20 protein-coding genes, 1 tRNA gene and 7 pseudogenes are annotated in these 25470 nt (G+C 44.5%); 23 read left to right on the forward strand and 5 right to left on the reverse strand.

Annotation, left to right across the window (positions count from 1 at the left end; translation table 11 throughout):
* The first annotated feature begins 4 nt into the window (after positions 1-4).
* From TT11_RS09760 to TT11_RS09840, 17 genes and pseudogenes are all read left to right on the forward strand, one after another.
* Positions 5-1240 carry an NADH:ubiquinone reductase (Na(+)-transporting) subunit B gene (locus tag TT11_RS09760; protein WP_057762164.1) on the forward strand — a complete coding sequence of 412 codons (1236 nt, stop codon included), beginning with the start codon at positions 5-7 and terminating at the stop codon, positions 1238-1240.
* Positions 1221-2124 (forward strand): annotated as a pseudogene (locus tag TT11_RS09765) (Na(+)-translocating NADH-quinone reductase subunit C). The gene TT11_RS09760 and the pseudogene TT11_RS09765 overlap by 20 nt, the downstream one beginning before the upstream one ends.
* A gap of 1 nt (position 2125) precedes the next feature.
* On the forward strand, positions 2126-2797 hold the full coding sequence (locus TT11_RS09770) for an NADH:ubiquinone reductase (Na(+)-transporting) subunit D (protein WP_101204727.1): 672 nt from the start codon (positions 2126-2128) through the stop codon (positions 2795-2797).
* Complete coding sequence (gene nqrE, locus TT11_RS09775; RefSeq protein WP_011281361.1) at positions 2797-3405, forward strand: NADH:ubiquinone reductase (Na(+)-transporting) subunit E; 609 nt, start codon at positions 2797-2799, stop codon at positions 3403-3405. Before TT11_RS09770 ends, nqrE begins: the two co-directional genes overlap by 1 nt.
* Positions 3406-3527: 122 nt before the next feature.
* Positions 3528-4762: pseudogene (gene nqrF, locus TT11_RS09780) on the forward strand (NADH:ubiquinone reductase (Na(+)-transporting) subunit F).
* A gap of 174 nt (positions 4763-4936) precedes the next feature.
* Positions 4937-5737, forward strand: a complete 801-nt coding sequence (locus TT11_RS09785; protein ID WP_261870256.1) for an SDR family NAD(P)-dependent oxidoreductase — start codon at positions 4937-4939, stop codon at positions 5735-5737.
* A 260-nt stretch (positions 5738-5997) separates the two neighbouring features.
* Positions 5998-7014: an FAD:protein FMN transferase gene (locus TT11_RS09790; RefSeq protein WP_261870258.1), complete on the forward strand. Its 1017-nt coding sequence runs from the start codon at positions 5998-6000 to the stop codon at positions 7012-7014.
* A gap of 201 nt (positions 7015-7215) precedes the next feature.
* Positions 7216-7461, forward strand: coding sequence for a (Na+)-NQR maturation NqrM (gene nqrM / locus TT11_RS09795; RefSeq protein ID WP_102091068.1), 246 nt, complete (start codon positions 7216-7218; stop codon positions 7459-7461).
* 473 nt (positions 7462-7934) lie between these two features.
* Positions 7935-8135 (forward strand): hypothetical protein, encoded by a 201-nt coding sequence (locus TT11_RS09800; protein WP_261870260.1) that lies wholly within the window; start codon positions 7935-7937, stop codon positions 8133-8135.
* Entirely contained in the window at positions 8132-8974 is an 843-nt protein-coding gene (locus tag TT11_RS09805) for an MFS transporter (protein WP_261870262.1), read from the forward strand. Before TT11_RS09800 ends, TT11_RS09805 begins: the two co-directional genes overlap by 4 nt.
* A complete protein-coding gene (locus TT11_RS09810) occupies positions 8928-9089 on the forward strand; it encodes a hypothetical protein (protein WP_261870264.1) in 162 nt (53 codons plus the stop codon). Before TT11_RS09805 ends, TT11_RS09810 begins: the two co-directional genes overlap by 47 nt.
* Before the next feature lie 295 nt (positions 9090-9384).
* Positions 9385-10221 carry an arylesterase gene (locus tag TT11_RS09815; RefSeq protein WP_261870266.1) on the forward strand — a complete coding sequence of 279 codons (837 nt, stop codon included), beginning with the start codon at positions 9385-9387 and terminating at the stop codon, positions 10219-10221.
* 44 nt (positions 10222-10265) lie between these two features.
* Positions 10266-10682, forward strand: coding sequence for an ABC transporter ATP-binding protein (locus TT11_RS09820; RefSeq protein WP_261870268.1), 417 nt, complete (start codon positions 10266-10268; stop codon positions 10680-10682).
* 8 nt (positions 10683-10690) lie between these two features.
* Positions 10691-10762, forward strand: a pseudogene (locus TT11_RS09825) (ABC transporter); the annotation flags it as partial.
* Between the two features lie 6 nt (positions 10763-10768).
* Positions 10769-10984 carry a hypothetical protein gene (locus tag TT11_RS09830; RefSeq protein ID WP_261870269.1) on the forward strand — a complete coding sequence of 72 codons (216 nt, stop codon included), beginning with the start codon at positions 10769-10771 and terminating at the stop codon, positions 10982-10984.
* Between the two features lie 77 nt (positions 10985-11061).
* Positions 11062-13647 (forward strand): ABC transporter permease, encoded by a 2586-nt coding sequence (locus TT11_RS09835; RefSeq protein WP_261870270.1) that lies wholly within the window; start codon positions 11062-11064, stop codon positions 13645-13647.
* An 81-nt stretch (positions 13648-13728) separates the two neighbouring features.
* On the forward strand, positions 13729-14424 hold the full coding sequence (locus tag TT11_RS09840) for a hypothetical protein (protein ID WP_261870272.1): 696 nt from the start codon (positions 13729-13731) through the stop codon (positions 14422-14424).
* Between the two features lie 44 nt (positions 14425-14468).
* On the opposite strand, the gene TT11_RS09845 is transcribed toward TT11_RS09840, so the two are convergent.
* Positions 14469-15185 carry a hypothetical protein gene (locus tag TT11_RS09845; RefSeq protein ID WP_261870273.1) on the reverse strand — a complete coding sequence of 239 codons (717 nt, stop codon included), beginning with the start codon at positions 15183-15185 and terminating at the stop codon, positions 14469-14471.
* Positions 15186-15424: 239 nt separating this feature from the next.
* Between TT11_RS09845 and TT11_RS09850 the strand changes: the two are divergent.
* Positions 15425-16761, forward strand: a pseudogene (locus TT11_RS09850) (valine--pyruvate transaminase).
* 631 nt (positions 16762-17392) lie between these two features.
* Here TT11_RS09850 and hisH read toward each other — a convergent pair.
* A pseudogene (gene hisH / locus TT11_RS09855) lies at positions 17393-18027 on the reverse strand (imidazole glycerol phosphate synthase subunit HisH).
* A 188-nt stretch (positions 18028-18215) separates the two neighbouring features.
* Positions 18216-18881, reverse strand: coding sequence for an imidazoleglycerol-phosphate dehydratase HisB (hisB, locus tag TT11_RS09860; RefSeq protein WP_057762189.1), 666 nt, complete (start codon positions 18879-18881; stop codon positions 18216-18218).
* 421 nt (positions 18882-19302) lie between these two features.
* On the opposite strand from hisB, the gene TT11_RS09865 reads away from it, so the two are divergent.
* Together TT11_RS09865 and TT11_RS09870 are read left to right on the forward strand one after the other, a co-directional pair.
* Positions 19303-19692 (forward strand): PanM family protein, encoded by a 390-nt coding sequence (locus TT11_RS09865; RefSeq protein ID WP_261870277.1) that lies wholly within the window; start codon positions 19303-19305, stop codon positions 19690-19692.
* Between the two features lie 123 nt (positions 19693-19815).
* Positions 19816-19891 (forward strand) — tRNA-Phe (locus tag TT11_RS09870).
* 124 nt (positions 19892-20015) lie between these two features.
* On the opposite strand, the gene TT11_RS09875 is transcribed toward TT11_RS09870, so the two are convergent.
* Complete coding sequence (locus TT11_RS09875) at positions 20016-20369, reverse strand: hypothetical protein (RefSeq protein ID WP_261870278.1); 354 nt, start codon at positions 20367-20369, stop codon at positions 20016-20018.
* A gap of 210 nt (positions 20370-20579) precedes the next feature.
* Between TT11_RS09875 and TT11_RS09880 the strand changes: the two are divergent.
* Positions 20580-21081 (forward strand): annotated as a pseudogene (locus tag TT11_RS09880) (DUF4385 domain-containing protein).
* Between the two features lie 117 nt (positions 21082-21198).
* Positions 21199-21882 (forward strand): phosphoglycolate phosphatase, encoded by a 684-nt coding sequence (locus TT11_RS09885; RefSeq protein ID WP_261870280.1) that lies wholly within the window; start codon positions 21199-21201, stop codon positions 21880-21882.
* Between the two features lie 51 nt (positions 21883-21933).
* Here TT11_RS09885 and TT11_RS09890 read toward each other — a convergent pair whose 3' ends face one another.
* Positions 21934-23514 (reverse strand): YifB family Mg chelatase-like AAA ATPase, encoded by a 1581-nt coding sequence (locus TT11_RS09890; protein ID WP_261870282.1) that lies wholly within the window; start codon positions 23512-23514, stop codon positions 21934-21936.
* 353 nt (positions 23515-23867) lie between these two features.
* Here TT11_RS09890 and hemN point away from each other — a divergent pair.
* Positions 23868-25438: pseudogene (hemN, locus tag TT11_RS09895) on the forward strand (oxygen-independent coproporphyrinogen III oxidase).
* Positions 25439-25470 lie beyond the last annotated feature (32 nt).

Consider the following 25470-nt stretch of genomic DNA (forward strand, 5'->3'; position numbering starts at 1 on the left):
CACGATGAAATTTTTACACAATATGTTCGATCGTATGGAGCCATCTTTCACCAAAGGCGGCAAACACGAAAAGTACTACGCTATTTTTGAGATGTTTGATACGTTCTTACGTCAACCAAGCTCAACCACTTATGCGTCATCACATGTACGTGACGGGATTGATCTAAAACGTATTATGATTACCGTATGGCTATGTACCTTCCCAGCGATGTTTTGGGGTATGTACAACATTGGTCATCAAGCACTAACCGCTATCGCTCAGCTTGGCTTGCAGCCTGAAGGCTGGCGTACTGTGATCACTAGCATGGCAGGCTATAACCCAGATAGTATCTGGGCAAGTTTCGTGTATGGTGCGATGCAGTTTTTGCCTATTTATATCGTGACGTTTGCGGTAGGTATTCTCTGTGAGATTATCTTTGCTGTCGTCCGTGGACACGAAGTTAACGAAGGTTTCTTTGTGACTTCAGTTCTATTTGCATTATGTCTACCACCTGATATTCCTTTATGGCAAGTTGCTCTAGGTATTATCTTCGGTGTAGTCGTCGCAAAAGAAGTGTTCGGTGGTACTGGTAAAAACTTCCTTAACCCTGCCCTATCGGGTCGTGCATTCTTATACTTTGCTTATCCAGCCTATATGTCTGGTGACTCAGTATGGACAGCAGTAGATGGTTTCTCAGGCGCGACACCACTTGGCCTTGCAGCACTTGGTGTGGTTCCTCAGGACTTCGTCGACGTCTATGGTAATGCCATCACGTGGAGTGATGCATTCTTAGGTAACATGCAAGGTAGTATCGGTGAAGTATCGACGCTAGCTATCCTAATGGGCGCTGCAGTGTTGCTATGGACGCGTATCGCTTCTTGGCGCATTATGGCAGGTTGTGTGGTCGGTCTGATTGCGACGTCTCTTGTATTCAACATGATTGGCTCTGAAGACAACATGATGATGAGCTTGCCGTTCTACTGGCACTTAGTTATCGGTGGCTTTGCTTTCGGTGCTGTATTTATGGCAACCGATCCAGTATCAGCTGCACATACAAACAAAGGCCGCTGGGCTTACGGTATCTTGATTGGTTTTATGACCGTATTGATTCGCGTCATCAATCCTGCTTTCCCAGAAGGCATCATGTTGGCCATTCTATTCGCCAACTTATTTGCTCCATTGTTTGATTACTTTGTGACTCAAGCAAATATCAAACGCCAAACCGCTCGGAGGGTTCGCTATGTCCAAGCCCAAAAGTAATAACGCGAAAACCATCAGTGTGGCTTTGACGCTATGCTTGGTGTGTTCAGTGTTGGTCTCAGCAGTGGCTGTTGGTCTAAAGCCTGCGCAAGTCGAAAACGCACGTTTAGATCGCAACAAAAACATCTTAGTCGCGGCTGATATGTATGACGCTGAGTCTGATACAGCAGATGATGTTGCCGAACGTTTTAAAGATTTTGAAGTAAAAATCATTGATTTAAACGAAGGTACTTATCTCGATGACGATGCGCTAAAAACTGCTGGCATCCCTGATCGTAATGCTTATGACGCCAGTCAAGCGACAAAAAAACCAAGCTCTAAGTGAAGACTTGGGTGACAACGATCCTGCTGGTATTGGTCGTAAGCCAAAATATGCCAAGGTCTATGTCAAAAATGATGACGCCGGTCAACCAGAAACGGTTGTATTGCCAATTCAGGGCTACGGTCTATGGGGCACTATCTATGGTTTCTTAACGCTCGAAAGTGATATGAACACTATCAAAGGTATCAGTTTCTACGAGCATAAAGAAACCCCAGGTCTTGGCGCTCGTATCGAAGAGCCAGAGTGGCGTGCAAAGTGGAGCGGTATCGAGTCTTATGACGAGAATGGTAACGTTGCCACTGGTGTAACCAAAGCTGGTAACCCAAAAGAGAACTGGGTTGATGGCATCAGCGGTGCAACATTGACTAGCCGCGGCGTCAGCAACATGATTCAGTTTTGGTTAGGTGAGCAAGGTTATAAGCCTTATCTAGATACGCTACGCGAAAAGAGCGGCCAAACGGTTGAAGGTGCAGACACGCAAGCAAATCAATCAAAGCCGGCAGCTCAACCTAAAACCGAATTGGCAGCCAAGCTACCAGTAGCAAATGGCAAGGAGGCATAACATGGCTGACACTAAAAGCATTTTAACCACGCCTATCTTTGATAATAACCCTATTGCCCTACAGATCCTTGGTATCTGTTCGGCATTGGCTGTCACCACCAGCATGGCTAACGCTATGGTCATGTGTGTGGCATTGACCTTGGTAACGGCATTTTCAAGCTTCTTTATCTCGATTATCCGTAAGCAGATTCCATCAAGCATTCGTATCATCGTACAGATGACGATTATTGCTTCGTTGGTTATCTTGGTTGATCAGGTACTAAAAGCAGTGGCTTATGACGTCAGTAAAGGTTTGTCAGTTTTCGTTGGTCTGATTATCACTAACTGTATCGTTATGGGCCGTGCTGAAGCATTTGCTATGAGCAACCCACCAGTCCCAAGCTTTTTAGATGGTATTGGTAACGGTCTTGGTTACTCAGCAGTATTACTATTCGTTGCAACTATCCGTGAGCTATTGGGTGCTGGTACTTGGTTCGGTATTACGATTCTACAGCCAGTCACTGATGGCGGTTGGTACATACCAAACGGTCTATTACTGTTACCACCATCAGCGTTCTTTATCATTGGTTTGTTCATCGCTGTTGTCCGTATCTGGAAACCAGAACAAGTTGAAGAAGCTGAGTTTGTAATGAAGCCGCAGTCTAAAGGCATGGCACATGGAGGCGGTCACTAATGGGACATTATGTTAGTTTATTTATAACCTCAGTCTTTATTGAGAACATGGCGCTTGCCTATTTCTTAGGCATGTGTACTTTTTTGGCCGTATCCAAAAAAGTCTCTACAGCGATTGGTCTAGGTGTTGCAGTTGTTGTCGTGATGGCAATTACCGTTCCACTAAATAATTTACTATTCCAGTTCATCCTAAAAGATGGTGCGCTGGCATGGGCAGGTTTCCCTGATATCGACTTGAGCTTCTTAGGATTGCTAAGTTATATCGGTTTGATTGCAGCCACCGTACAGATCCTAGAGATGTTTTTGGACAAGTTTGTACCGAGTCTATATAACGCGCTTGGGGTATTCTTACCATTAATCACTGTAAACTGTGCCATCTTGGGTGGTGTACTGTTTATGGTTGAGCGTGACTATAACTTTGGTGAATCTGTTGTCTATGGTGTGGGTGCAGGCTTCGGTTGGGCACTTGCTATTACAGCATTGGCGGGTATCCGTGAAAAGCTAAAATACTCAGATATTCCAGCACCGCTACGTGGTCTTGGTATTACTTTTATCACGGTTGGTCTTATGTCGCTCGGCTTTATGTCGTTCGGTGGTATGTCCATCTAAACCGCTAAGCTCAAAGCTTTCATTAGCTATTTGACTTATTTAATTCATTTATTCGGTAGAGGTTTGGGTACAGCATAGATTATGCCCCCACACCCCTACCCCATAGATTAAGGATACCTACCATGGATTACGCTACGGCGATTGGTGGCGTTGCTATGTTTACCTTGATCATCATGGGCCTCGTCGCTATTATTTTGGCGGCACGCTCAAGACTGGTCAGTTCAGGCGATGTCACTATCCATATTAATGATAATCCCGATAATGATGTGGTGACACCAGCTGGCGGCAAACTACTACAAACGCTAGCGGGCGAAGGTATATTTTTATCTTCAGCTTGTGGTGGTGGTGGTACTTGTGCGCAGTGTCGTTGCCGCGTTATTGAAGGTGGTGGTTCTATTTTGCCCACCGAAGAAGGCTACTTTACTCAAGGTGAAATCCGCAATCACATGCGCTTAGCTTGTCAGGTAGCTGTTAAGCAAGACATGAAAATTGAGATTGATCCTGAGTTCTTTGATGTACAGAAATGGGAATGTGAAGTTATTTCTAACGATAACGTTGCCACTTTCATTAAAGAGCTGGTACTAAAAATTCCAGAAGGCGAAGAAGTAAACTTCCGCGCTGGTGGTTATGTACAGTTGGAAGCGCCACCGCATGAAGTGCACTACAAAGACTTTGTGGTTGATGAAGAATATAGAGAAGACTGGGAAAAATTCGGTATCTTCAACTATGTCTCAAAAGTTGATGAGCCTGTTATCCGTGCTTACTCAATGGCCAACTATCCTGAAGAGAAAGGCTCATCAAATTTAACATCCGTATCGCAAGTCCACCGCCACGTGGTCCTGACGGTATACCACCAGGCAAAATGTCTTCATGGGTATTTAGCTTAGTACCTGGTGACAAAGTGACAGTTTCAGGTCCTTATGGTGAGTTCTTTGCCAAGAAGACCGAAGCTGAAATGATTTTTGTTGGTGGTGGTGCTGGTATGGCCCCAATGCGCTCGCATATCTTTGATCAGCTCAAACGCTTGAACACTGATCGTAAGATTAGCTTCTGGTATGGTGCTCGTTCTATTCGTGAGATGTTCTACGTTGAAGACTATGATCAGCTAGAAGAAGAGTTCGATAACTTTGAGTGGCATGTTGCACTGTCTGACCCATTACCAGAAGATAACTGGGAAGGTCCAACAGGCTTTATCCATAACGTATTGCTCGAAAACTATCTGAAAGATCATCCAAACCCAGAAGACTGTGAATACTACATGTGTGGGCCACCGATGATGAACGCTGCCGTAATCGACATGCTACACAGCATGGGCGTGGAAGACGAAAACATCATGCTTGATGATTTCGGTGGTTAAGTTAGAGACTTAATCTGACAGCACAAATCTAAGAATAAAAAAAGAGTCTCAATTGAGGCTCTTTTTTGTGCGATTTTTACACATAGTAGTGCCTTTGCAGGCTACAAATCTAGCTAGTAGAGTCGCTTTATTATCCTATATTATGGACTATCTAAACTTTGAGAAAGGACTCTTATGAAAACGAAATACAAAGATTTGACCATTTGGATTACTGGTGCTTCTAGCGGTATTGGACAAGCATTAGCCGTTGCCTTCGCCAAGCGCGGAGCTAGAATTATTCTAAGTGGACGTGACAGTGATAAGTTAGATGCGGTCAAAAGCAGCTGCAAACGTGCTAACAAGCATATCGTCGTTCCTTTTGATATCAGTGATGCCAATCAAGCCAAAGAAGCTTATGACACTGCTAAAGCTCAGGCGGGGAAAATCGACTGGCTCATCAATAACGCTGGTATCAGTCAACGTTCGCTCATCATGGACACGGCTGAAGAAGTTGAGCGTCAAATCATGGAAATAGATTACTTTGCTCAGACGCGCCTTACTAGACTGGTATTGCCTGACATGATTGCACAAGGTGGCGGTAAAGTTGTGATGATATCCAGTGTCGCAGGTTTGCTCGGCACCCAATATCGCGGTGCTTACGGCGCAGCCAAAGCAGCGCTGCATATGTGGGCAAACAGCTTGCGTGCTGAGTTACATGATCAAGGTATCGAAGTAGCCACGATATTCCCCGGGTTTATTCAGACTAATATCTCTATCAATGCGTTGACTGGCGACGGTAGCGCACAAGGTACGATGGATGAGGCAACCAATAATGGTCTGACTGCGACTGAGTTTGCCAAACAAGTCGTGAAGGCGCTCACCAAGGGAGAGGAATATATTATCGTCGCTGGTCGCAAAGAAAAGCTAGCCACACGAGTCAACCGCGTCTCTCCGCCAAAACTCTATAAGCTCATACGTGAGTCACAAGTAAAATAATCCGCTCAACCGAACGAATTGTCGCTGAATGGTGCCTTCATTAGTATTTTTGGGTTCAAGGGGTGTAAAATAAGCGTGGCTTGTTTTACACCCTACTCATTTCTACGCCATACCGAAAATATTATGAAAAACACTATATCCAGCTTATCTTCCAAAAAACCTCCGCACCTTACCTTAGCAGGCGTCATCAGCTTGCTAGTATTTTAGGTCTCAGCGCTTGCCAGCAAACCCCAGACTATAACTATCTGATCGGTGAGACGATGGGAACGAGCTATCATATTAGCTATCAGTTGCCTGATGATGCGGACGAAGCTGCCATACAAGCTGCGGTAGACGAGCGCCTAAAACAAATTAACGATAGCATGTCTACTTATCAAAACGACTCAACGATATCTACATTCAATCGTTTGGGCAAAGACAAACCTATCACTATCGATGCTGATTTTAGTCGTGTGCTAGATGTCTCGCAAATTGTCTATCAGCAATCAGGCGGTGCTTTTGACCCTACCGTTATGCCACTCGTAAACACCTGGGGCTTTGGAAGTACCATGACGGTCGAGCGTTTACAAAGTCCACCGACCGCAGTAGAGATTGCTCAAGCCAAAGCATTGGTCGATTTTGAGAGCATCATAAAGAAAGACGACACCATCTATAAGACCAAAGACGGCGTTGGTTTAGATTTTTCTGCCGTTGCCAAAGGCTATGGCGTCGATGTCATCGCTGATGTGTTGAGAGATGATTACCAGATTCGTAACTATATGGTTGAGATCGGCGGTGAAATTGCCACCTCTGGTGTGAACAACCAGCAGCAGCCATGGCAAATTGCGATTGACGCTCCTATTGAAGGCAGCACGGTCAGCGAACGCCAAACCGTATCTGCTATTCGCCAGCCCAAGAATACGGCTAGTCAAATGCATTTAGCGACCTCTGGCAACTATCGTAACTCTGTCATATTCGATGGCAAACGCTATAGCCATACTATCGATCCGACAACGGGCAACCCTATTGCAGGCGGCGCACCTTCAGTCACTGTCGCAGCTGATTCGGTTGCATTAGCGGATGCGTGGGCAACTGCCCTTACCGCGATGCCTTATCACAAAGCACTAGACCTCGCTAAAACGCAAAATCTGGCGGCCATGTTTGTGGTACTAGCTGACGATGTAAAGGCAAAAGGTTCTAATGATATGTCCAACGAAGCTGCTGACGATGATATTGACGACTGGCAGGTGGTACAGACACCAGCGATGAAAGCGTTACGTGCTGATAAAAAGCTTTAAACGTTCTCCAAGCTCTAGATGGCACACTCTAAAAGCCACTGGTAAGTGATAGATGTGAAACAAGAGAATACGTTAACGCTCAACGAGCCGCACTAAAATTTGCTATACTATTATACAGTTGTTATTAACGGTGCTTAGCTGCCATAAACTTAGGTAACACCACTAATAACTGCCCTATTTTTTTAAAATGAGGTTTCCTCTATGCTTAGCCAACTGCTTCCTATGCTTGCCATTACTTTCACCGTATTTGTCCTATTCTTCATTTTTATGGGCATCGGTTATATGGTCAAAAAAAAGCCGCTTAGAGGATCTTGTGGCGGTGTTGCCAAATTGATGGGCGATGAAAATTGCTCGTTTTGTGGTAATGATCCCAATAAGTGCGATTCACTAATCGCTGAACAGCAAGAGAATGCATTGAGAGCTGCTCAATTGGGTAAATCGGTTTAATAGCCTATTGGTTACCATACGCTGGTAGCATTTACCTGACATATGTTCTTATAATAGCGTCAAGTCATTCAAAAGTGACTTGGCGCTATTTTTATTGTGCGATAAGACTATTTATTTAAGATTACTAATTATCGCCATCTCTTATTATCACTGTTCTATAGCCGTAACTCGAAGTAACCACACATACATTTTGACTAAGCTGCCTGCCAATTCAGCAAAGTCAGTTCAGTAGATTGTATGTCTTACGCGCTACATATATTTTTCGGTCTAACTTACGATATCGATTACCGTTTAGGTACGTGTCTGGGTAAATGCTCTCTGGTGTTATTTTATAAGCCGCAGTTTTTTGGCGCTGTTTAATAACGTGTTCTTTTTCGCTGTCATCGTTGTGCTGCTATGTCTACCTCGTCCAATCTATCTGCTTCATCCAACCTGCCTCCTCACGCTTTACCTTTTGGTTGGTTCTGTGTGCCATGATTCTGCTAGCCACCAATATGCGTGCACCTATCGTCGCACTAGGTTCTATCGCCCCAGTGGTAAAGGACGCGCTTGATATCTCTGAGTTTCAGATAGGCTGGCTAGGAGCAGTGCCTATGCTGAGCTTTGCCGTTGGTGCGCTGATTTCCCCAGCAATTGGTAAGCGATTCGGGCTAGAAAACACACTGATTGCATGATTGGGCTATTGACGGTAGGGATGATTATCCGTACCGCTATCCCGACGTGGAGTGGGTTTTTAATTGGTACTTTATTGCTTACCCTCGCTATCGGCTTTGCTAATACTTTGGCAGCACCTGTCATTAAGCAGCGTACCCCGCAACATATTCCGCTGATTACAGGGTTATTTAGTCTGACGATGACCACGGCAGCAGGTATCGTTGCAGGCGTCGTATTACCGTTATCTGAGCAAGTAGGTTGGCAGTGGGCATTAGGCGGTTGGACAATACTGGGCGTATTTGCCTTTGTCATTTGGCTGTTCTTACGTGTGCGTTTGGGTTCATCTAACCATCAAGCGGTTATCCCTGCGGCCTTAGGTTCTTCTGAGATCTCTATGTGGCGAACCACCTTTGCGTGGCAGATTGCTATTTTTATGGGATTACAGTCATTATTGTTTTATACCGTCGCCAGTTTTTTACCATCGATTTGGGTTAGTAAAGGACTATCTGCCGTCAGTGCTGGACAAATGGGCTCTGTATTTCAGTTTATGGCACCGGTTTCTATATTAAGTTTAACTTGGCTAGTCAATCGTGGCCGCCCTATTCAAGCGCTGGCGGTATTTGCTGCTGTGCTAAATGTCGTTGGCATATTAGGCGTCAGTTATCTATCGACTGACTTGGCATGGCTATGGTCAGGCATGATGGGCATGGGCTGTTCAGCAATTTTTACCTTGAGCATGATGCTGTTCTCGATGCGTACTTATACGACCAATCAAGCCAGTGAGCTGTCTGGTATGGCTCAAGCAGTGGGTTATGTCATTGCGTTTTTTTGGCCCATTGGGCACAGGCTGGCTCCATGAAACAACGGGCAGTTGGAGTGTGCCACTTTTTATTATGCTGATACTGATGATTGTCAACGTCGTGATTGCTTGGCTTGTTAGTCGTCCAGTGATGGTCGATGGCAAATATATTTGATTGCTATCAGCCTTTGTTATTCATAAGGCCATAATTGCTAACACGCAATAAAGCGGCTTTAAATTAACCTTAGGGCAATATAGGTCACTGTCTTATTTTGCTATAGTCAGTTCAATATAACTTAGATACTTAATATAAGCTGGATACTCAATATAATCTGGATAAAAGGAAGGTGATTGACAGTACTACCAATAGTAGACTGAGCGAGCCTGACGACTCATCCGACTGATACCGTATCTGATTTAGATAGGATTTGACTATACCTTGGTTTGATTGCATATAGGACATAACACCCATGATGAATTTCCCTTCTCGTTTTGCTCAGCGCTTGCCTGCTATCGCCATGCTCGCAGCTGCAATGGCTATCAGTGGCTGTCAGAAAGATGCTGAAACGACATCTGCTGATGATACGCAGAGTACCAGTACTGAAGCGACTAACAGTCAAGCTAGCACTGCTTCAGTAGCCACTGAAACCGCAGCAACAACTGATCAACAGGTCAAATCCTCATCACTTACTATTTTAGCGCTTGGTGACTCACTGACAGAAGGTCTGGGAGTGGACAAAGACGACAACTATCCTGCTCAGTTAGAAGATCGTCTGCAAGAGATGGGCTACGCTAATGCCAAGGTTATTAACTCAGGCTTGAGCGGTGAAACCAGTACTGGGTTGGTCAATCGACTGGACTGGGTGTCGCAAACCAAACCCGACATCACCATATTGACTATTGGTGCTAACGACGCCATACGTGGTATCGATGTAGCGACAATTGAAGCCAATATTCGTACTGCGGTTAAACATCTGCAAGACAATGGCAGTGTCGTCATCTTGGGCGGTATGTCGATCTATGACAATCTAGGCAGTGAATACGTTGCGGCATTCTCAGACATTTATCCTCGTATTGCGAAAGACATGAACCTGACGCTTATTCCGTTTTTCTTAGAGGGCGTCGGCGGTGACCGAGAGCTTAACCAAGCAGATGCGATTCATCCAACCAAAGAAGGCTATGAGATTATCGTTAATAACAATATTCTGCCCATTTTAGAGCCGAAGTTAGAAGAGCTAAAAGAGTTAAAAACAGCCGATACCGATAACACAGCTACGACTGCTCAAAACAATACGACAAAAAAATAAGACAAACGAGACTACTTAACAAGACCATTAAACGAGACACTGTAATGACATTATCATCTTCGACTGCCACAGCAACGCCACAAGCAGACGCTAAGACACAAGCACTACTGACCGCCTCACAGTTAAATAAAACCGTACAAGTCGGTGAGCAAAAGCTGTCCATCATCAAAGACGTGGATATCTATGTTAATGCTGGCGAGTTTGTGGTCATTATGGGCAAATCAGGCTCGGGTAAATCTACTCTGTTAGGGTTACTCGCAGCATTAGACTATCCCGATAGCGGTACGGTGTCGCTGGCAGGTCAAATGCTTAGCAGTCTTGACGAAGATGCTCTGGCGGTGATACGTCAACAGGATATGGGCTTTGTCTTTCAGTCGTTTCATCTACTGCCCACACTGACCGTCGCCGAAAATATCGCCTTTCCACTTGATATTGCCAGAGTCCAAACCCATCACAGGTAGACGAGCTGATAGATGCGGTCGACTTAGGTCATAGACGTAACAGCTTACCCAATCAATTATCAGGTGGTGAGCAGCAGCGTACAGCGGTGGCGCGAGCACTGGTATCGCACCCAAAAATTGTATTCGCTGATGAGCCAACGGGTAACTTGGATGAGCAAAACGCCGATCAAGTCATGCAGCTGCTATTGGATTTACGCCAACAGGTTGGCTCGGCACTGGTGGTCGTAACTCATGATCCTGCACTTGCCGAGATGGCAGATCGCGTCATCACCATGCATGACGGCCGCATTGTACCTACATGAATAACTGGATTGTATCTTAATGAATAGTAAGCCTACAGACAATAAATCGACTGATACAAAAAAAGACTGCTACCAGTATGCATCAAGAGTCCAGTTATCCTAGCGGCATCCTTAATCAACTATTTACCCGTACCCTAGGTTTTCAAACACTAGGCTCGCAAGCACTTAGCCGTAGCTGGTGGCAGCGCTGGGTATATCCCGTGCTGTTTCTACTGACCTTGACCTTGTCGCTTGCAACCTACCTGACCCTCGACTCGGTGCAGCAGTCTGTCGATAGCTATATTAATGACAATCAGCGCGCACTCGTTGGTGGGGATCTAATCCTAAACAGTAAGCAAGACTGGCCAAGCGAAGTATTGTCACAGGTAGAAACTATCCCTAATACACAGACGGTGTATGACTATCAGTTTAGCGCCATGCTGGTCAATGATGAGCAAACCTTGCTTGCCAGCGTCAAAGCCGTCTCGCCGTCGTATCCCCTATACGGTACAGCGGAGCTTGCCTCAGGACAGCCGCTGTGGGATCAGCTAACATCTGACAGTGTGATCGTCGCGCCAGAAGTGCTCAGTAGTCTACAGGCCGATATCGGCGACCGTATCACCATTGGCGATGCGCAGTTTACGATCAGTGATGTACTGACCAAAGAGCCTGACCGTCCGCTGACTACCTTTGGTTTTGGTGGGCGTGTGTTGATGAAACAAGATGCACTTCCGTCAACCAACCTGTTGGGTCAACGTAGCCGCATAAACTATCGTATCGAGATGGCAGGCGATCCAGAGCTGATAACCACGCAGCGTGAACAGCTTACAGATATCCTGACCAATTATCCTGATATCGAGCTCTCTGACGCAGAGTCTGCAGATACCTCGGTCTCGCGTATCTCTGATAATGTTCTAATGTTCTTAAAACTGCTAGTCATCGCGGTGTTGCTACTATCTGCGGTCGCCATGTATGGCGTCATTAGTGCGTTTGTCAGCAAGCAGCAGTCCAATAACGCCATTCGATTGGCGCTCGGCGAGCCACTTGGCTCACTCAAACGCAGCTACTATCAGCTGCTTATCATCACGACCGTCATTGCTTGTGTCGCAGCGGTTGCCCTTAGTCTGGGCTTACTTAAAATCGGTCAGCCGTATCTGGTGGCTATCTTGCCTGCCGATGTCGGTCTAGCCATCAATCCAATCAGTGCCATCAAAACCATTGTGATTGCCTTAGCCCTGACGCTACTGATTGCGCAGCGTGGTCTAAGCGCGCTTAGCACGACCAAACCCGCTACCCTACTCAATCAAGGAGCGAATACGCAAACACAAAATTTGCCTTGGTATAGACGCGTACCGTTACTATGGTATGGCTTGGTGCTGGCAGGGCTGTATGCCTTCTTTGCCTATGAAGTGGGCTCACTGTCATTAGGAGCGCAGTTATTGGGCGGCTTGATTGGCTTTGTGGCGATATTTTGGTTATTAGCCCGTGGGTGGCTCTGGCTGCTTAACAAATTGGCAAGCAATACCAAGGTCAGTTGGATGCAGCGTATCGCCATTCATAACCTTGCGCGTAAAGGCAACCAATCAGCGTTATTCTTTGTCACCTTATCGCTATCGGTGGCGGTGCTGACGCTCATTACGACGCTCAATCACAGTATCAATGCGCAGTTTATCAATGCCTATCCTGAAGACGCGCCCAATCTGTTTTTGCTCGACGTGCAGAGCGATCAGCATGATGATATTGATGCGATCATTGAGGCGCCTGTCACTTATTATCCCGTCATTCGTGCCCGTGTGGAGACGGCCAATGATGTGGCGGCAAAAGATATCGAGCCTGCTGATGGGTTTGATGATCCCACGCGTGTCTTTAACTTGAGCTATGCCGATACGGTCATGGAGACCGAATACATCACTGAATCGCTCACAGACGACGCGCTATACACCCCTATCGATGCGACAAATGAGCAAATCAAACCATTGTCTATCTTGGACACTGCTGCAGGTATGCTCAATGTCGGAATGGGCGATCAGGTGCGTTTTAACATTCAAGGTATCGAAATCATCGGGCAAATTACCAGTATTCGCACACGCTATGAGCGTGGCCCAAGTCCGTATTTCTATTTCTTATTTGAGCCGTCCGTGCTGTCCGCTGCCCCACAGATTCAATTTGCTACTGCGCACGTGTCAGAAAGTGCCATTCCAGAACTACAAGGCAAACTGGTACGCGAGTTCCCTGCGGTAACCACAATCGATGGGACTGCTATTGCGAAGCAAATCCAAGAGCTGGTGGTACAAATGAGCCGCTTAGTCTATGTGTTCACCTTGCTTGCCCTGCTCACTGGAGTCATGGTGCTGATCAGCTCGCTGCTGTCTACCTCGCAAGATCGTATGAAAGACAGCGCGTCATTTAGACTGCTCGGTATGCAAAAGCGTGACTTGTATATGCTCAATATTTTAGAGTTGGGTGTGCTTGGTATTAGCGCGGCGACCTTTGCCGTTGTGATCGCCAGCGTTGGTGCATGGGCAGCAATCACTAAGTGGTTTAATTTACAATTTAGTGTGCCGTGGACGAGCTTGGCCATTGGCGGTGCGGCGTTAATCGTATTGCTGTTTGCCATTGCTATTATTTATGTGAGATTGGTGATTGGACGCGGGATTATGGCAAGGGTCAGGGCAATGATTTAGGCGTATACAATTTTAGCTTTGCAAAGAAAAACCCCTTAATTGGGGTTTTTCAATAAACATAAGCTTAATTAGGAGAAGAAAATGTTACAACAAAAATTGTTTGAGCGTTATATGAGTATTTCCGAAGAGCATAAGGATTTTTTAGATAAATCTTTATCTTATGAAGGCTTAGCAAAACTACTTTTGGGAAGTGTACCCGATGAATACGAACAAGCACCTAATAAAATACTGATTGTTGGTAGAGAAACTAGAGATTGGTTAGAAAGTTGGAGTGATCTCCAATATAATGAAGATGGAATCAAGCGGTTAATGGCTAAAAGTAAAAGTTTTATAGGCAATCAATTAGAAGATGAGAAAAAAAATACTCAAGGAAAATTATTCTTTAATTTTGTGCGTGATATTGCAAACAAGAGCGGTAAAAACGGTATCTTATGGGCTAATATCTATGCCTTTGACTATAAGGGTGGGCATATTAATCACATAAAAGATAAGGAAATGATAAAAGAGATAGAAACTATTTCTAAAAAGATTATTGTCGCTCAAATTGAGGTGCTAAATCCTGACATCGTCATATTCGCTACAGGTAATCAGGGCATTGATGCAAGACGTAGATACTTTCCAAATTCAGAGTTGAGAGAATGTACAGCTATTGAGGGCTATCCCTCAAAGGATTTATGGTCTTTCAAATTACCTAAGTATGAAGCACAATGTTACCGCATACATCACCCTAGCTCATTCCGTAGGGAGAAAAAGCACGCAAGAAAAAAAATTGATTAACTTATTGCCAAGTCTGTAAGTACATTGAAGCGAGTCATCATTTATTAACTTTGTGCTGGTTCTATAGGATACATTACGCTGATATAAGCATAGTCTAATGTATTCGTCAGCGCCATTCCATGTAAGAACATGTCAGAATCATCAACTTTCCGCTCAACCGTTTTTACGATTTCACTAAACTGTTCTAGACTTGTAGATTCAATTGAATGAGCATACAGCAGTAAATTTTTAACATTTCTTATCGGTAATTTATCTATAAACTCATCTACTTCTTGTTTATTTTGCTTGGTAAGGTCGTCTGACAAATAGAGTTTTGATTCAGCATATTGAGTATATGGACATTCATCAAACAAACTGATTACGTCATTTAGATCCATAGCAGTATAGCTACCATGTACACTTAACATAGCTTGGAGCTGATGCACAATCCTATCAACTTGCTCAACATTACAACAAATCGTACCGTCTATGACATTATTAGCTGCCATAAATTTATCACTAGTTTGTATGCCAATTAATAAATCTGCACCTGTCTGTTGTTTTAATACACCAAGGTCTTTTTTAACCCACTCGCCATCAACCAAAAAGAAAGCACAGCAACAAGATACGCTGAAGTCATCTTCGGGATGGTATATCTTAAATTGTGTGCTAAGTTTCCAGTTATTGATAGTATCATCTGATATGGAATACTTTGAGCTTGCCGGTTTGATGGGTTTAGTTTTGAAATTAACTTCATTAATTGAATGTTGGACGCTATTCATTGTCACTCCTTTTATAATCTAAAACTGAATGAACGGTTTTCTTATGAGATTGAAAATAACAATATCACGTTACCTGATAAAATATTTTAGAGGTTGCTACAAATTGTTTAGCATTCAAACACCGATATGTATAGAGCCACCTGATTACTTATATAATTGACATACCATTTGCTATACTAGCCCAACTTTATCGGTTAAATACCCACTTATAACACCCTCCCAAACAGCATGGTAGCCTTATGAAATTCTCAAAGTTCGGTCAAAAATTTACCCAACCCACTGGCATCTCACAATTGATGGATGATCTGGCGATGCGCTAAAAAGCGATCAGCCAGTCAACATGCTGGGCGGTGGTAACCCTGCCAAAATTGATGCCGTCAATGAGCTGTTTTTAGAAACTTATAAGGTGCTAGGTGTTGATAACGATACAGGCGTACCCAACAGTAGCGCGATTACTAGCATGGCGAATTACTCTAATCCGCAAGGTGATGCAGGCTTTATCGATGCGTTGGTTGGCTTCTTTAACCGTCATTATGATTGGAACCTCACCTCAGAAAACATCGCCCTGACCAATGGCTCACAGAATGCGTTTTTCTATCTGTTTAATCTGTTTGGCGGTGCTTTCGTTGATGAAAACAGTCAAGATGAGAATAGCGAGTCTGTCGACAAGTCCATTCTACTGCCACTGACCCCTGAGTATATTGGCTATAGTGATGTGCATGTGGAAGGTCAGCATTTCACCGCCGTATTACCGCATATCGATGAAGTGACGCATGATGGCGAGGAAGGCTTCTTTAAATATCGTGTGGATTTTGAGGCGTTAGAGAACTTGCCAGCGCTAAAAGAAGGTCGTATCGGCGCGATTTGCTGCTCACGCCCGACCAATCCAACGGGCAATGTGCTCACCGATGACGAAATGGCGCATTTGGCCGAGATTGCCAAACGCTATGACATTCCACTGATCATCGATAACGCCTACGGTATGCCCTTCCCCAATATCATCTACTCTGACGCGCACCTGAATTGGGATAACAATACGATTCTGTGCTTTAGCCTGTCGAAGATTGGTTTGCCTGGTATGCGTACGGGTATTATTGTTGCCGATGCCAAAGTAATTGAAGCGGTCAGCGCAATGAATGCGGTGGTGAACCTTGCACCGACACGCTTTGGTGCAGCGATTGCCACGCCATTGGTAGAAAACGATCGTATTAAGCAATTATCTGATAACGACATCAAGCCGTTTTATCAAAAGCAGTCGACCCTTGCTGTGAAACTATTAAAAGAAGCCTTGGGCGATTATCCGTTGGTCATTCATAAGCCTGAAGGCGCGATTTTCTTATGGTTATGGTTTAAAGACTTGCCGATTAGCACGCTGGATCTATACGAGCGCCTAAAAGAAAAAGGTACGCTTATTGTGCCAAGTGAGTACTTCTTCCCTGGTGTCGATGTTAGCGATTATCAGCATGCGCACGAATGTATCCGTATGAGTATCGCCGCGGATGAGCAGACACTGACTGATGGTATCAAAGCGATTGGTGAAGTCGTACGTGAGTTGTATGATGAAGCCAAAAAATAAATGAGCTACTAAAACTATAAATTCAAATAGCAAAATGAAAAAACGGACTTTAATAGTCCGTTTTTTATGGCGCTTGGTCAATGAAGTCGATTTATTGGTTGGTCGAAATATAGTCGTCCACTTATTCAGTGCAAAGAGCACATACGGTAGCATACAAGTATTGATCAAATCACGGATACTCGCGAGTATCTGCTCACGGCTTAAGCCTGTCAAGCCAAGCGCTTCAATCGTATCTCGATTGTCCAAATACTCACCCAACAGCGCAATGCAAGTCACGACAATCAGAGCAATAAATGACCGAATACCTTGGCTTTTGATAATAGGTCGCAGCGCAACCAGACACAGCAGATAAACACCGACACCGACATAGATATGTAAGGCATCTTTGGCAAGGCCCGTTGTTTCCACAACATTCATTTTAAAGGCAGTAAAATCCACTGAGATATTCCAGATATAAGCGAGTAGAAAATAACTGAGCGTATCACTAAACCATGATGGCTAAGCTATAGTAGCTAAAGGATAGCAGCTACAAGCAGCTACAAAGTGATGGCTGAGCATAAAAAAGGCAGATTATACAATTGATAATCTACCTTCTACTAAATTAAATATTCACTTCACGTTTATCAACTACTTACACATTCCACTCTACGAAGTTCTTGAGCAGTTGCAAGCCAGCGGTGTGGCTCTTTTCTGGATGGAACTGGGTGGCAAATAGATTGTCTTGGATCACACTGGCACAGAACGGTTGACCATAGTCACATACCGCCGCTACTTGTGAGCTATCAGCAGGTTCACAGTAATAACTATGCACAAAGTAAAAATGTGCATTGTCTTCAATACCGTGCCAGAGCGGATGGTCAACATCCATACCGCTAATGGTATTCCAGCCCATATGCGGTACTTTTATCGTCGCACCCTGCTTGTCTTTCCACGTAGGGTCAAACGCTTCTACAGTGCCGTTTAAGATGCCTAGCAGTCCGTGCCACCATTTTCAGCTGACTGCTCAAACAACGCCTGCATGCCCACACAGATGGCCATAACGGGCTTGTTAAACACTGCATGGCGTATGACGTCATCAATGCCTGCATCACACATGCCAGCGATACAGTCACGCATCGCACCCACACCAGGGAAGACGATTTTATCAGCCGCTGCCACGACTTTTGGATCATTGGTGATAGAGACTTCTGCCCCGACTACCGATAGGGCTTTGCTAGCAGAGTGCAGGTTGCCCATACCATAATCTAATAGTGCTACTTTAGTCATCGATTGGTTCTCGTTTTCAAATATTTTGACTACTGTACTATTTATATTATTGACCATTTATATTGTTGGCTATTACTAAGGTGTAGATAAGGTTTTGCTACAAGGAAGTCAAGCGCAGGCTGTACAACTAGTACGCCAAGCTTGACTGGCCCTTTTGAGTAATCTTGTAGAACAGCCTTAAATGCGCCTTAGAAAGCTTCTTTGGTCGATGGCAAGGTGTTCAATGCACGCTCATCGTACTCACAAGCCATACGTAACGCACGAGCAAAAGCTTTAAAGGTTGATTCGATCTGGTGATGGCTGTTTTTACCTTTAAGATTATCTAAGTGCACCGTCATCCATGAGTGATTGACGAACCCGTAAAAGAACTCACTAAATAAATCTACATCGAAACGGCCGACGTGCGAACGTGTAAAAGGAATGTCCATATGCAAACCAGGACGCCCCGACAGATCGACGACAGCACGGGTCAATGACTCATCTAGCGGCGCATAAAAGTGCCCATAACGACGAATACCTTTTTTGTCACCCAATGCTTTGTTAAATGCTTGACCAAGGGTAATACCAGTGTCTTCTACGCTATGATGGTCATCAATAAACGTATCACCTGTACATTTGATGTCTAAGTCAAATAAACCGTGACGCTTGATTTGATCAATCATATGATCCAAAAATGGTACACCAGTGTCTACCACACCTTTACCTGTACCATCCAGATTAACGGTACAGGTGATTTGCGTTTCGGCAGTTATACGCTCAACGGTCGCGATACGTTCAGGACGACCATATAGGTTTACGTTTTTTGACTCAGTTTGCTCAGGTGTGGCAGCAGTCGTCGTTGCATTGGCTGTCATGGCTACTCTCTATCAGTTTTTATCAGTGAAAAGCGGTCAATAAATAAGGCAAAAACCTGCCCAAAATGTTTTACTAGTGTCTGTGTCAGACCTTGGCAAAAAAATGTATTAGAAAATGATATATACAAAAGATATCAACATATTAGGGTTGATACATACTAAATATTATATAGCCTCATCATAGCAAACCCTAACATTTACTGCCACGACCAAGCGGTAAACCACGCACAAAATCACGTCATTCTGCTAAAATAGTGTGTTCAGTATTATCAATCATGACTTGCGCTGACTTCGAAGACCCTTATTTACGGCACTACACGCTATGACATCGTGCTGTCTCATATTGCTAATTTATACTATAGAAACCCTCTATTTATAGGAACTGCTATGCCTTTAGAAGCGATCGCCATTAATAGTTTGGATGCGCCACTTATCAAAAAAACCTGCTCGCGACAATGAGCTAGCAGAGCGTTTGCAGGCGTTGTACGATAGCGATGATGCACAGCCTGACGGTCTCGAGGTATTAAATATCGTTGAGCAAGGGTTTAAACGTGGACAGTATCTCTATGTCGGTATGTTCAATGATAAGCCTATCGCTGCGGTCGCCTGCTTTGATGATGGGCAGACCAATGCTAAACGCCTACAATATCTCACGGTGCATCCAGAGAACCGTAAACGTGCTATCGATGCCAAGTTTATTAAACTGGTCTATGATTGCGAAGTTAGAAAAGGCGTACGTGAATTTGTCCCTGCTGACGCTGATATTCACCGTATCATGAGTGAGTACGAACTGTTGCGTGTAAAAGACTAAACCGAGCGCTAAAATGGTTAATTTTGCCAATATCTAATTATTTATCGTCTTTTATCAGATATAATGCAAAAACAGCTTGACAGAAGCGCGTATATTTAGTTTAATAGCGACCTCAACGAAGACGGCTCGATAGCTCAGTAGGTAGAGCAACGGATTGAAAATCCGTGTGTCGGCAGTTCGATCCTGCCTCGAGCCACCATTCGTTAATAGAATTCTAAAAAGCCCTGAACAGCAATGTTCGGGGCTTTTTTTATGTTTAAATTTTACCGTATTCTTTAGCGTTCATTCTATTCATGCGTTGCTTTGATTTGTAGAGCCGACCACTATTCGTACAACCGACCACGCAGTAGTAAATTACAGCGCTCACGCGAATCCAAGTCGTATATAGTTGCGCGGTAATCAATGCCGTGACGCCCCTCAAAAAATATCACTCGGTCGCCTACTGCCAAAAAACAAGACGTGCGCGCATCGTAGATAAAGCCATCTATCACAAATGCTAAATCGCGATCTATCTCGCGTACCGTATACGTCTCACCTTGCGGAATCAAACGTTCAAACCACGCGCTGTGGGCAGCCGTAGTAGCTAGTATGCTTGTCGTTAGCAATAGCCACGCTACCAGTATGTTTTTGGTCAATCGCAAACGGCTCAGCTCATTTACACTTATTTTATTTCTCAACATAGTATCTCTCGTGGCATTGCACTCATCATATTTGTAGCCTTCATACGTCCCACAGCTGACTTTACCATAACCATTTCTACTTAACGCTCTTGATGTTAAATACCTACTGTCACGGTTGCATAACATTTTTGTGCTTTTTTTCTAAACAGCTTGGCTAAGTATACTCAATAACCATATACGAATAGATAAAAATAATAGGTCATAGATATGAGAGAGTTTGATTACGACTTGGATTATAAGAGTTTGGATTTGCGCGCTCAGCCTGAGTTGTACCGTGTCGGTCGCGGTGAGCAAGGCGTATTACTGGTAGAGCCTTATAAGTCTGAGATTTTACCCCATTGGCGTTTTGCGACTCCCGACATCGCCCGCGAAAGTAGTGAAGCTATCTATCAGATGTTTTTAGATTACTTGGCTGATGATGACTTCGTCGGCGCAGATATGGCGCGCAAGTTTATCCAAATGGGCTATACCCGTGCTCGTCGCTATGCCAATCATAAAGGTGGTAAAAAATATAAAGGCGCAGTACTGATGATAAAAAAAAGGTCAAAGCGGCGCCCATGGCCGCGAAGAGTTGCCACGACAAGAGGAAGACCCAGTCAAGGCGGAGTCCGCACGAATCTTTAAAGTGAAATGGGATGAATGCCGTGAGAACGAAGATTATTTAAGAATGAAAAAAGAGCATCGTGAACGCTATAAAGATGTCGAATAGTTGCTAGTGCTCAAGACATTAAGCACAACAGGTAACTAAATTGACTGGCCTCAGAACGCTACTGTGCTAAGGTATGGCCAATATAATAAATATAACGATTTTCAATAGTGAGGAATAATGAATAAGCAGCTTTTAATTTTTGATTTTGATGGAACACTTATTGATAGCGTACCCGATTTGGCCGACGCCACCAACGCCATGCTAACCACATTGGGCAAAGACACCCATCCTATCGAGACAATACGCAATTGGATAGGAAATGGCTCACGCCTGCTCGTAGAGCGCGCTTTGGTTGGTAAAGTGGAAGTAGCAGATGGCGAGCTAACGGTCGAGGAAGCCGATCACGCAGAGCAAATATTTTTTGAGGCTTATAAAAACCTCAGTGGTAGCAAAACCGTTGCCTATCCAGATGTCGATGACGGACTAAAACAACTGCACGCAGCTGGCTATACGCTTGCTTTAGTCACCAATAAGCCCATTCGATTTGTACCGAAGATATTGCACTCATTTGGCTGGCAAGATTTGTTTAGTGAAGTGATGGGCGGCGACAGTTTATCTGTCAAAAAACCAGATCCAGCGCCCCTACTGCATGTCTGTGAGACTCTCAATGTCAGTGTTGATCAGGCAGTGATGATTGGCGACTCTAGGAACGATATGTTGGCTGGACAGAACGCCAATATGGACACGCTCGGTCTGTCTTATGGTTATAACTACGGCCAAGATATTCGCGAATTAAATCCGACCGAAGCATTTGACCATTTCGCGGACTTGGTCGCTTGGGTTATGAAAGATAGAGTTTAGTCTATAAAAAAACCTATCAAATCATCATGATGTAACTTGCTCAAACATAGATTACGCTTTGCTGCGATAGCTCAGCGCCTCAGATACGTGGGCGCTGTTGATATCGGTACTATTAGCCAAATCCGCGATTGTACGCGCTACTCGTAATACTCGGTGGTAGCCACGTGCTGATAAATTCAGACGCTGCTGAGCAAGTTGCAATAACTGCTTTTCATTGTCGCCTAACTGGATATACTCATCGATTTCGCTAGGGCTAAGCTCATTATTAACCTTTTGCTGACGCTGCATTTGATGCTGATGCGCGACCACTACGCGAGCCCGTACTTGCTTGGAGGTTTCACCTACCTGACTATTCTGCAGATCGGCAATCGGTAACGCAGGCACGGTGATATGCAAATCAATACGATCTAAGAGAGGACCAGATAACTTATCTTGATAGCGTTTGATCTGCTCAGGTCGACAGCGACAACGTCCTGATGTATCGCCATCATAGCCACATGGGCAAGGGTTCATCGCGGCAACCAGTTGAAAATTCGCCGGGAAGGTCATCTGAGAGTTAGCGCGGCTAATAGTGATTTGTTTGGCTTCTAGCGGCTGACGCAATACTTCCAGCACGCTTCGATCAAACTCAGGTAACTCATCTAAAAACAACACGCCTTTATTAGCTAGCGTAATTTCACCTGGTTTTGGCCGTGAGCCACCACCGACTAGTGCCACAGCTGATATCGTATGATGCACTTGTCTGAATGGCCGCGTCCCATAGTCATAATCGCTGTCTGCCACCGAATAGGTACTGGCAACTTCTAGCGCATCCTCATCACTCAAGTCTGGCAATATCGTCGGCAAACGTGAGGCCATGAGCGTTTTGCCAGAACCCGGTGGCCCTGTAAATAACAATGAATGACCACCAGCGGCGGCAATCTCTAACGCGCGTCTGGCATGATGCTGTCCTTTGACATCAGCTAAATCCACTTGATAGCCAACATGCTGCTGTGCAGGACTTGGCTGTACCACGGCTAAACTCTCATAGCTTGCACTTGGGTCAACGAGCGACTGCAGATGGTCGCAAACTGCTTTTAGACTCTGAGCAGCTAGTATCGTTACGCCATCAACGCGGCTGGCCTCATGACCATTATCAATCGGTACGATCAGTTGCGGTGTCATCGGCGGCGAGGTATCTGAATTATTTTGCTCTTGGTCACTCGCTGCTACCTGAGACAACGCTATTGCCAATTTCTCAGCTTTGATTGCCCGTGCGACTGCCAAACTACCAGTTACTTGTCGCAATTGACCATTGAGCGCTAATTCGCCAATAAATTCAAATCCTGATAGCACCTCTGGCTCAAGCTGTCCGCTTGCTGCCAGTATACCAATAGCAATTGGTAAGTCTAAACGCGCGCCATCTTTAGGTAGATCAGCAGGGGCTAAATTGATCGTGAGGCGGCGATTAGGAAACTGGAAACCTGAATTGAGAATGGCGGAGCGCACCCTGTCTTTACTCTCACGCACGGCGGCCTCAGGTAGCCCAACGATGGTCAATGCAGGCAGTCCTTGCGATAGATGCACCTCAATGATGACCTTGGGAGCATGCAGACCAACCACCGAACGGGTATAGACTTGGGCAAACGACATCAGCATCTTCCTAATACAGAGTGTCATTGATAATAAAGTATTATTTATCAACGCGCAAACGTCGTGTTTTATTGCTGGTGTAGAGAGAATCATCAAAACCTCAGCGTCGTTCTGAGGTTTTTTTATGTATAAATAACGCTCTACTTCAATAATTAAGAATACTCACCGACCACCCCACTGCTAACAAGGATTTGTTATACTATCTATTATACATTTAGCGATACATACTGCTGCCAATGATGTATTCGAATCTTATTATTAATCGTTGATACAAGCGAAAAATAAACACCAAATCCGAAATCATTGATCATATAAAAATCAGCAGTATCTAGAGTAAAAACGAGGAATATCGCATGACAGACTATTTAGAACAGAACACTCAGCAGCCCTACAACCGTGCGGAAGAGCCGCCCACGACTGTGCGCCCTGTTATGCAACCTGACAACCTTATGCCAGTACACGCGGCAGCATTACTAGCAAGCAGCTACCAGCATTTGATGAGGCAATCATCAATAAGTACAATCGCTCAGGGCCACGTTATACCTCTTATCCGACTGCTTTAGAGTTCGCGCCAATACCAGATAACCTTGAAACAAACAGCTTTGAAGATATTGGTCTTGAGACAAAAATCCTGCAAAATCGTGAAGCGCGTGCTCCCTTATCATTATATTTTCACATACCGTTTTGCCGCCACCTTTGCTACTACTGTGCTTGCAACAAGATCATTACCAAAAAAAATAGCGATTCTGGCGATTACTTACAGTATTTGATTGCTGAAATTACCCATAAACGCCGCTTGTTATCTACGCCAGAAGGCAGCGACAAACCATTAGTCAAACAGCTACATTTGGGTGGTGGTACACCAACGTTTTTGCGTGACGAAGAGATGGTGCAGTTGTGGGAGTTTTTACAAGCTCAGTTTGAGTTTTTGCCAGAAGATGAAGGTGACTATTCTATCGAAATTGACCCTCGCGAACTGAGTAAAAACACTCTAAAGATATTGCGTAATCTCGGTTTCAATCGTATCAGCTTAGGTGTGCAGGACTTGGATGAAACGGTGCAAATTGCCGTTAATCGTGTGCATTCAGCAGAGCTTATTGAAAGCGTGATAACAGAAGCACGTGAGCTTGGTTTTCGCTCTATCAATATTGATTTGATTTATGGTTTACCGCATCAAACGCCTGATACGTTGGACAAAACCGTAAATCGTATCATCGAGATGTCGCCAGATCGCCTGTCGGTCTTTAACTATGCGCATTTGCCTGAGCGATTTAAAGCCCAGCGTCAGATAAAAGATGAATATTTGCCTAGCCCAATTGCCAAACTGACGATGCTCGGCAGTACTGTTAACACATTGACCGAAGCTGGCTATCAATATATCGGTATCGATCATTTTGCCAAACCTGATGATGAATTGGCTGTCGCACAGCGTGAAGGCAAATTACATCGTAATTTTCAGGGTTACACCATCATGGGTGACTGTGACTTATTAGGTTTTGGTGTCTCATCAATCAGTCAGATTTCTAATGCCAATACACGCTATATTTTGCAAAACGATACTGATCTACAGAGCTATCAAGCCAAGATTGATATGGCGAAAATCAATCCGACTGTCATGCCTGCGGTAAAGTATATAAAAACCTCTATCAAAGACCGCTTGCGTGAGTACGTCATCATGAACCTACTATGTCATGACTATCTCGATTTTAAAGATGTGAATCAAAAATTTGGTATCGATGCCATCACCTACTTTATTAATGAGATTCAGCAGTTGGGCGCTATGCAAGACGACAGACTGATTGATATGGATGCAGCAGGTATTCGCGTCTTACCTAGAGGTCGCTTGCTTGGTCGCAACGTCGCTATGGTATTTGATGAATACTTGGACAAGAAACATCAAAACCGCTTTTCAAAAGTTATCTAAGCTAGCGAAACTTTAGTCCAATTAATACACAT

The sequence above is a fragment of the Psychrobacter sp. JCM 18901 genome (assembly GCF_000586435.1).
Taxonomy (GTDB): domain Bacteria; phylum Pseudomonadota; class Gammaproteobacteria; order Pseudomonadales; family Moraxellaceae; genus Psychrobacter.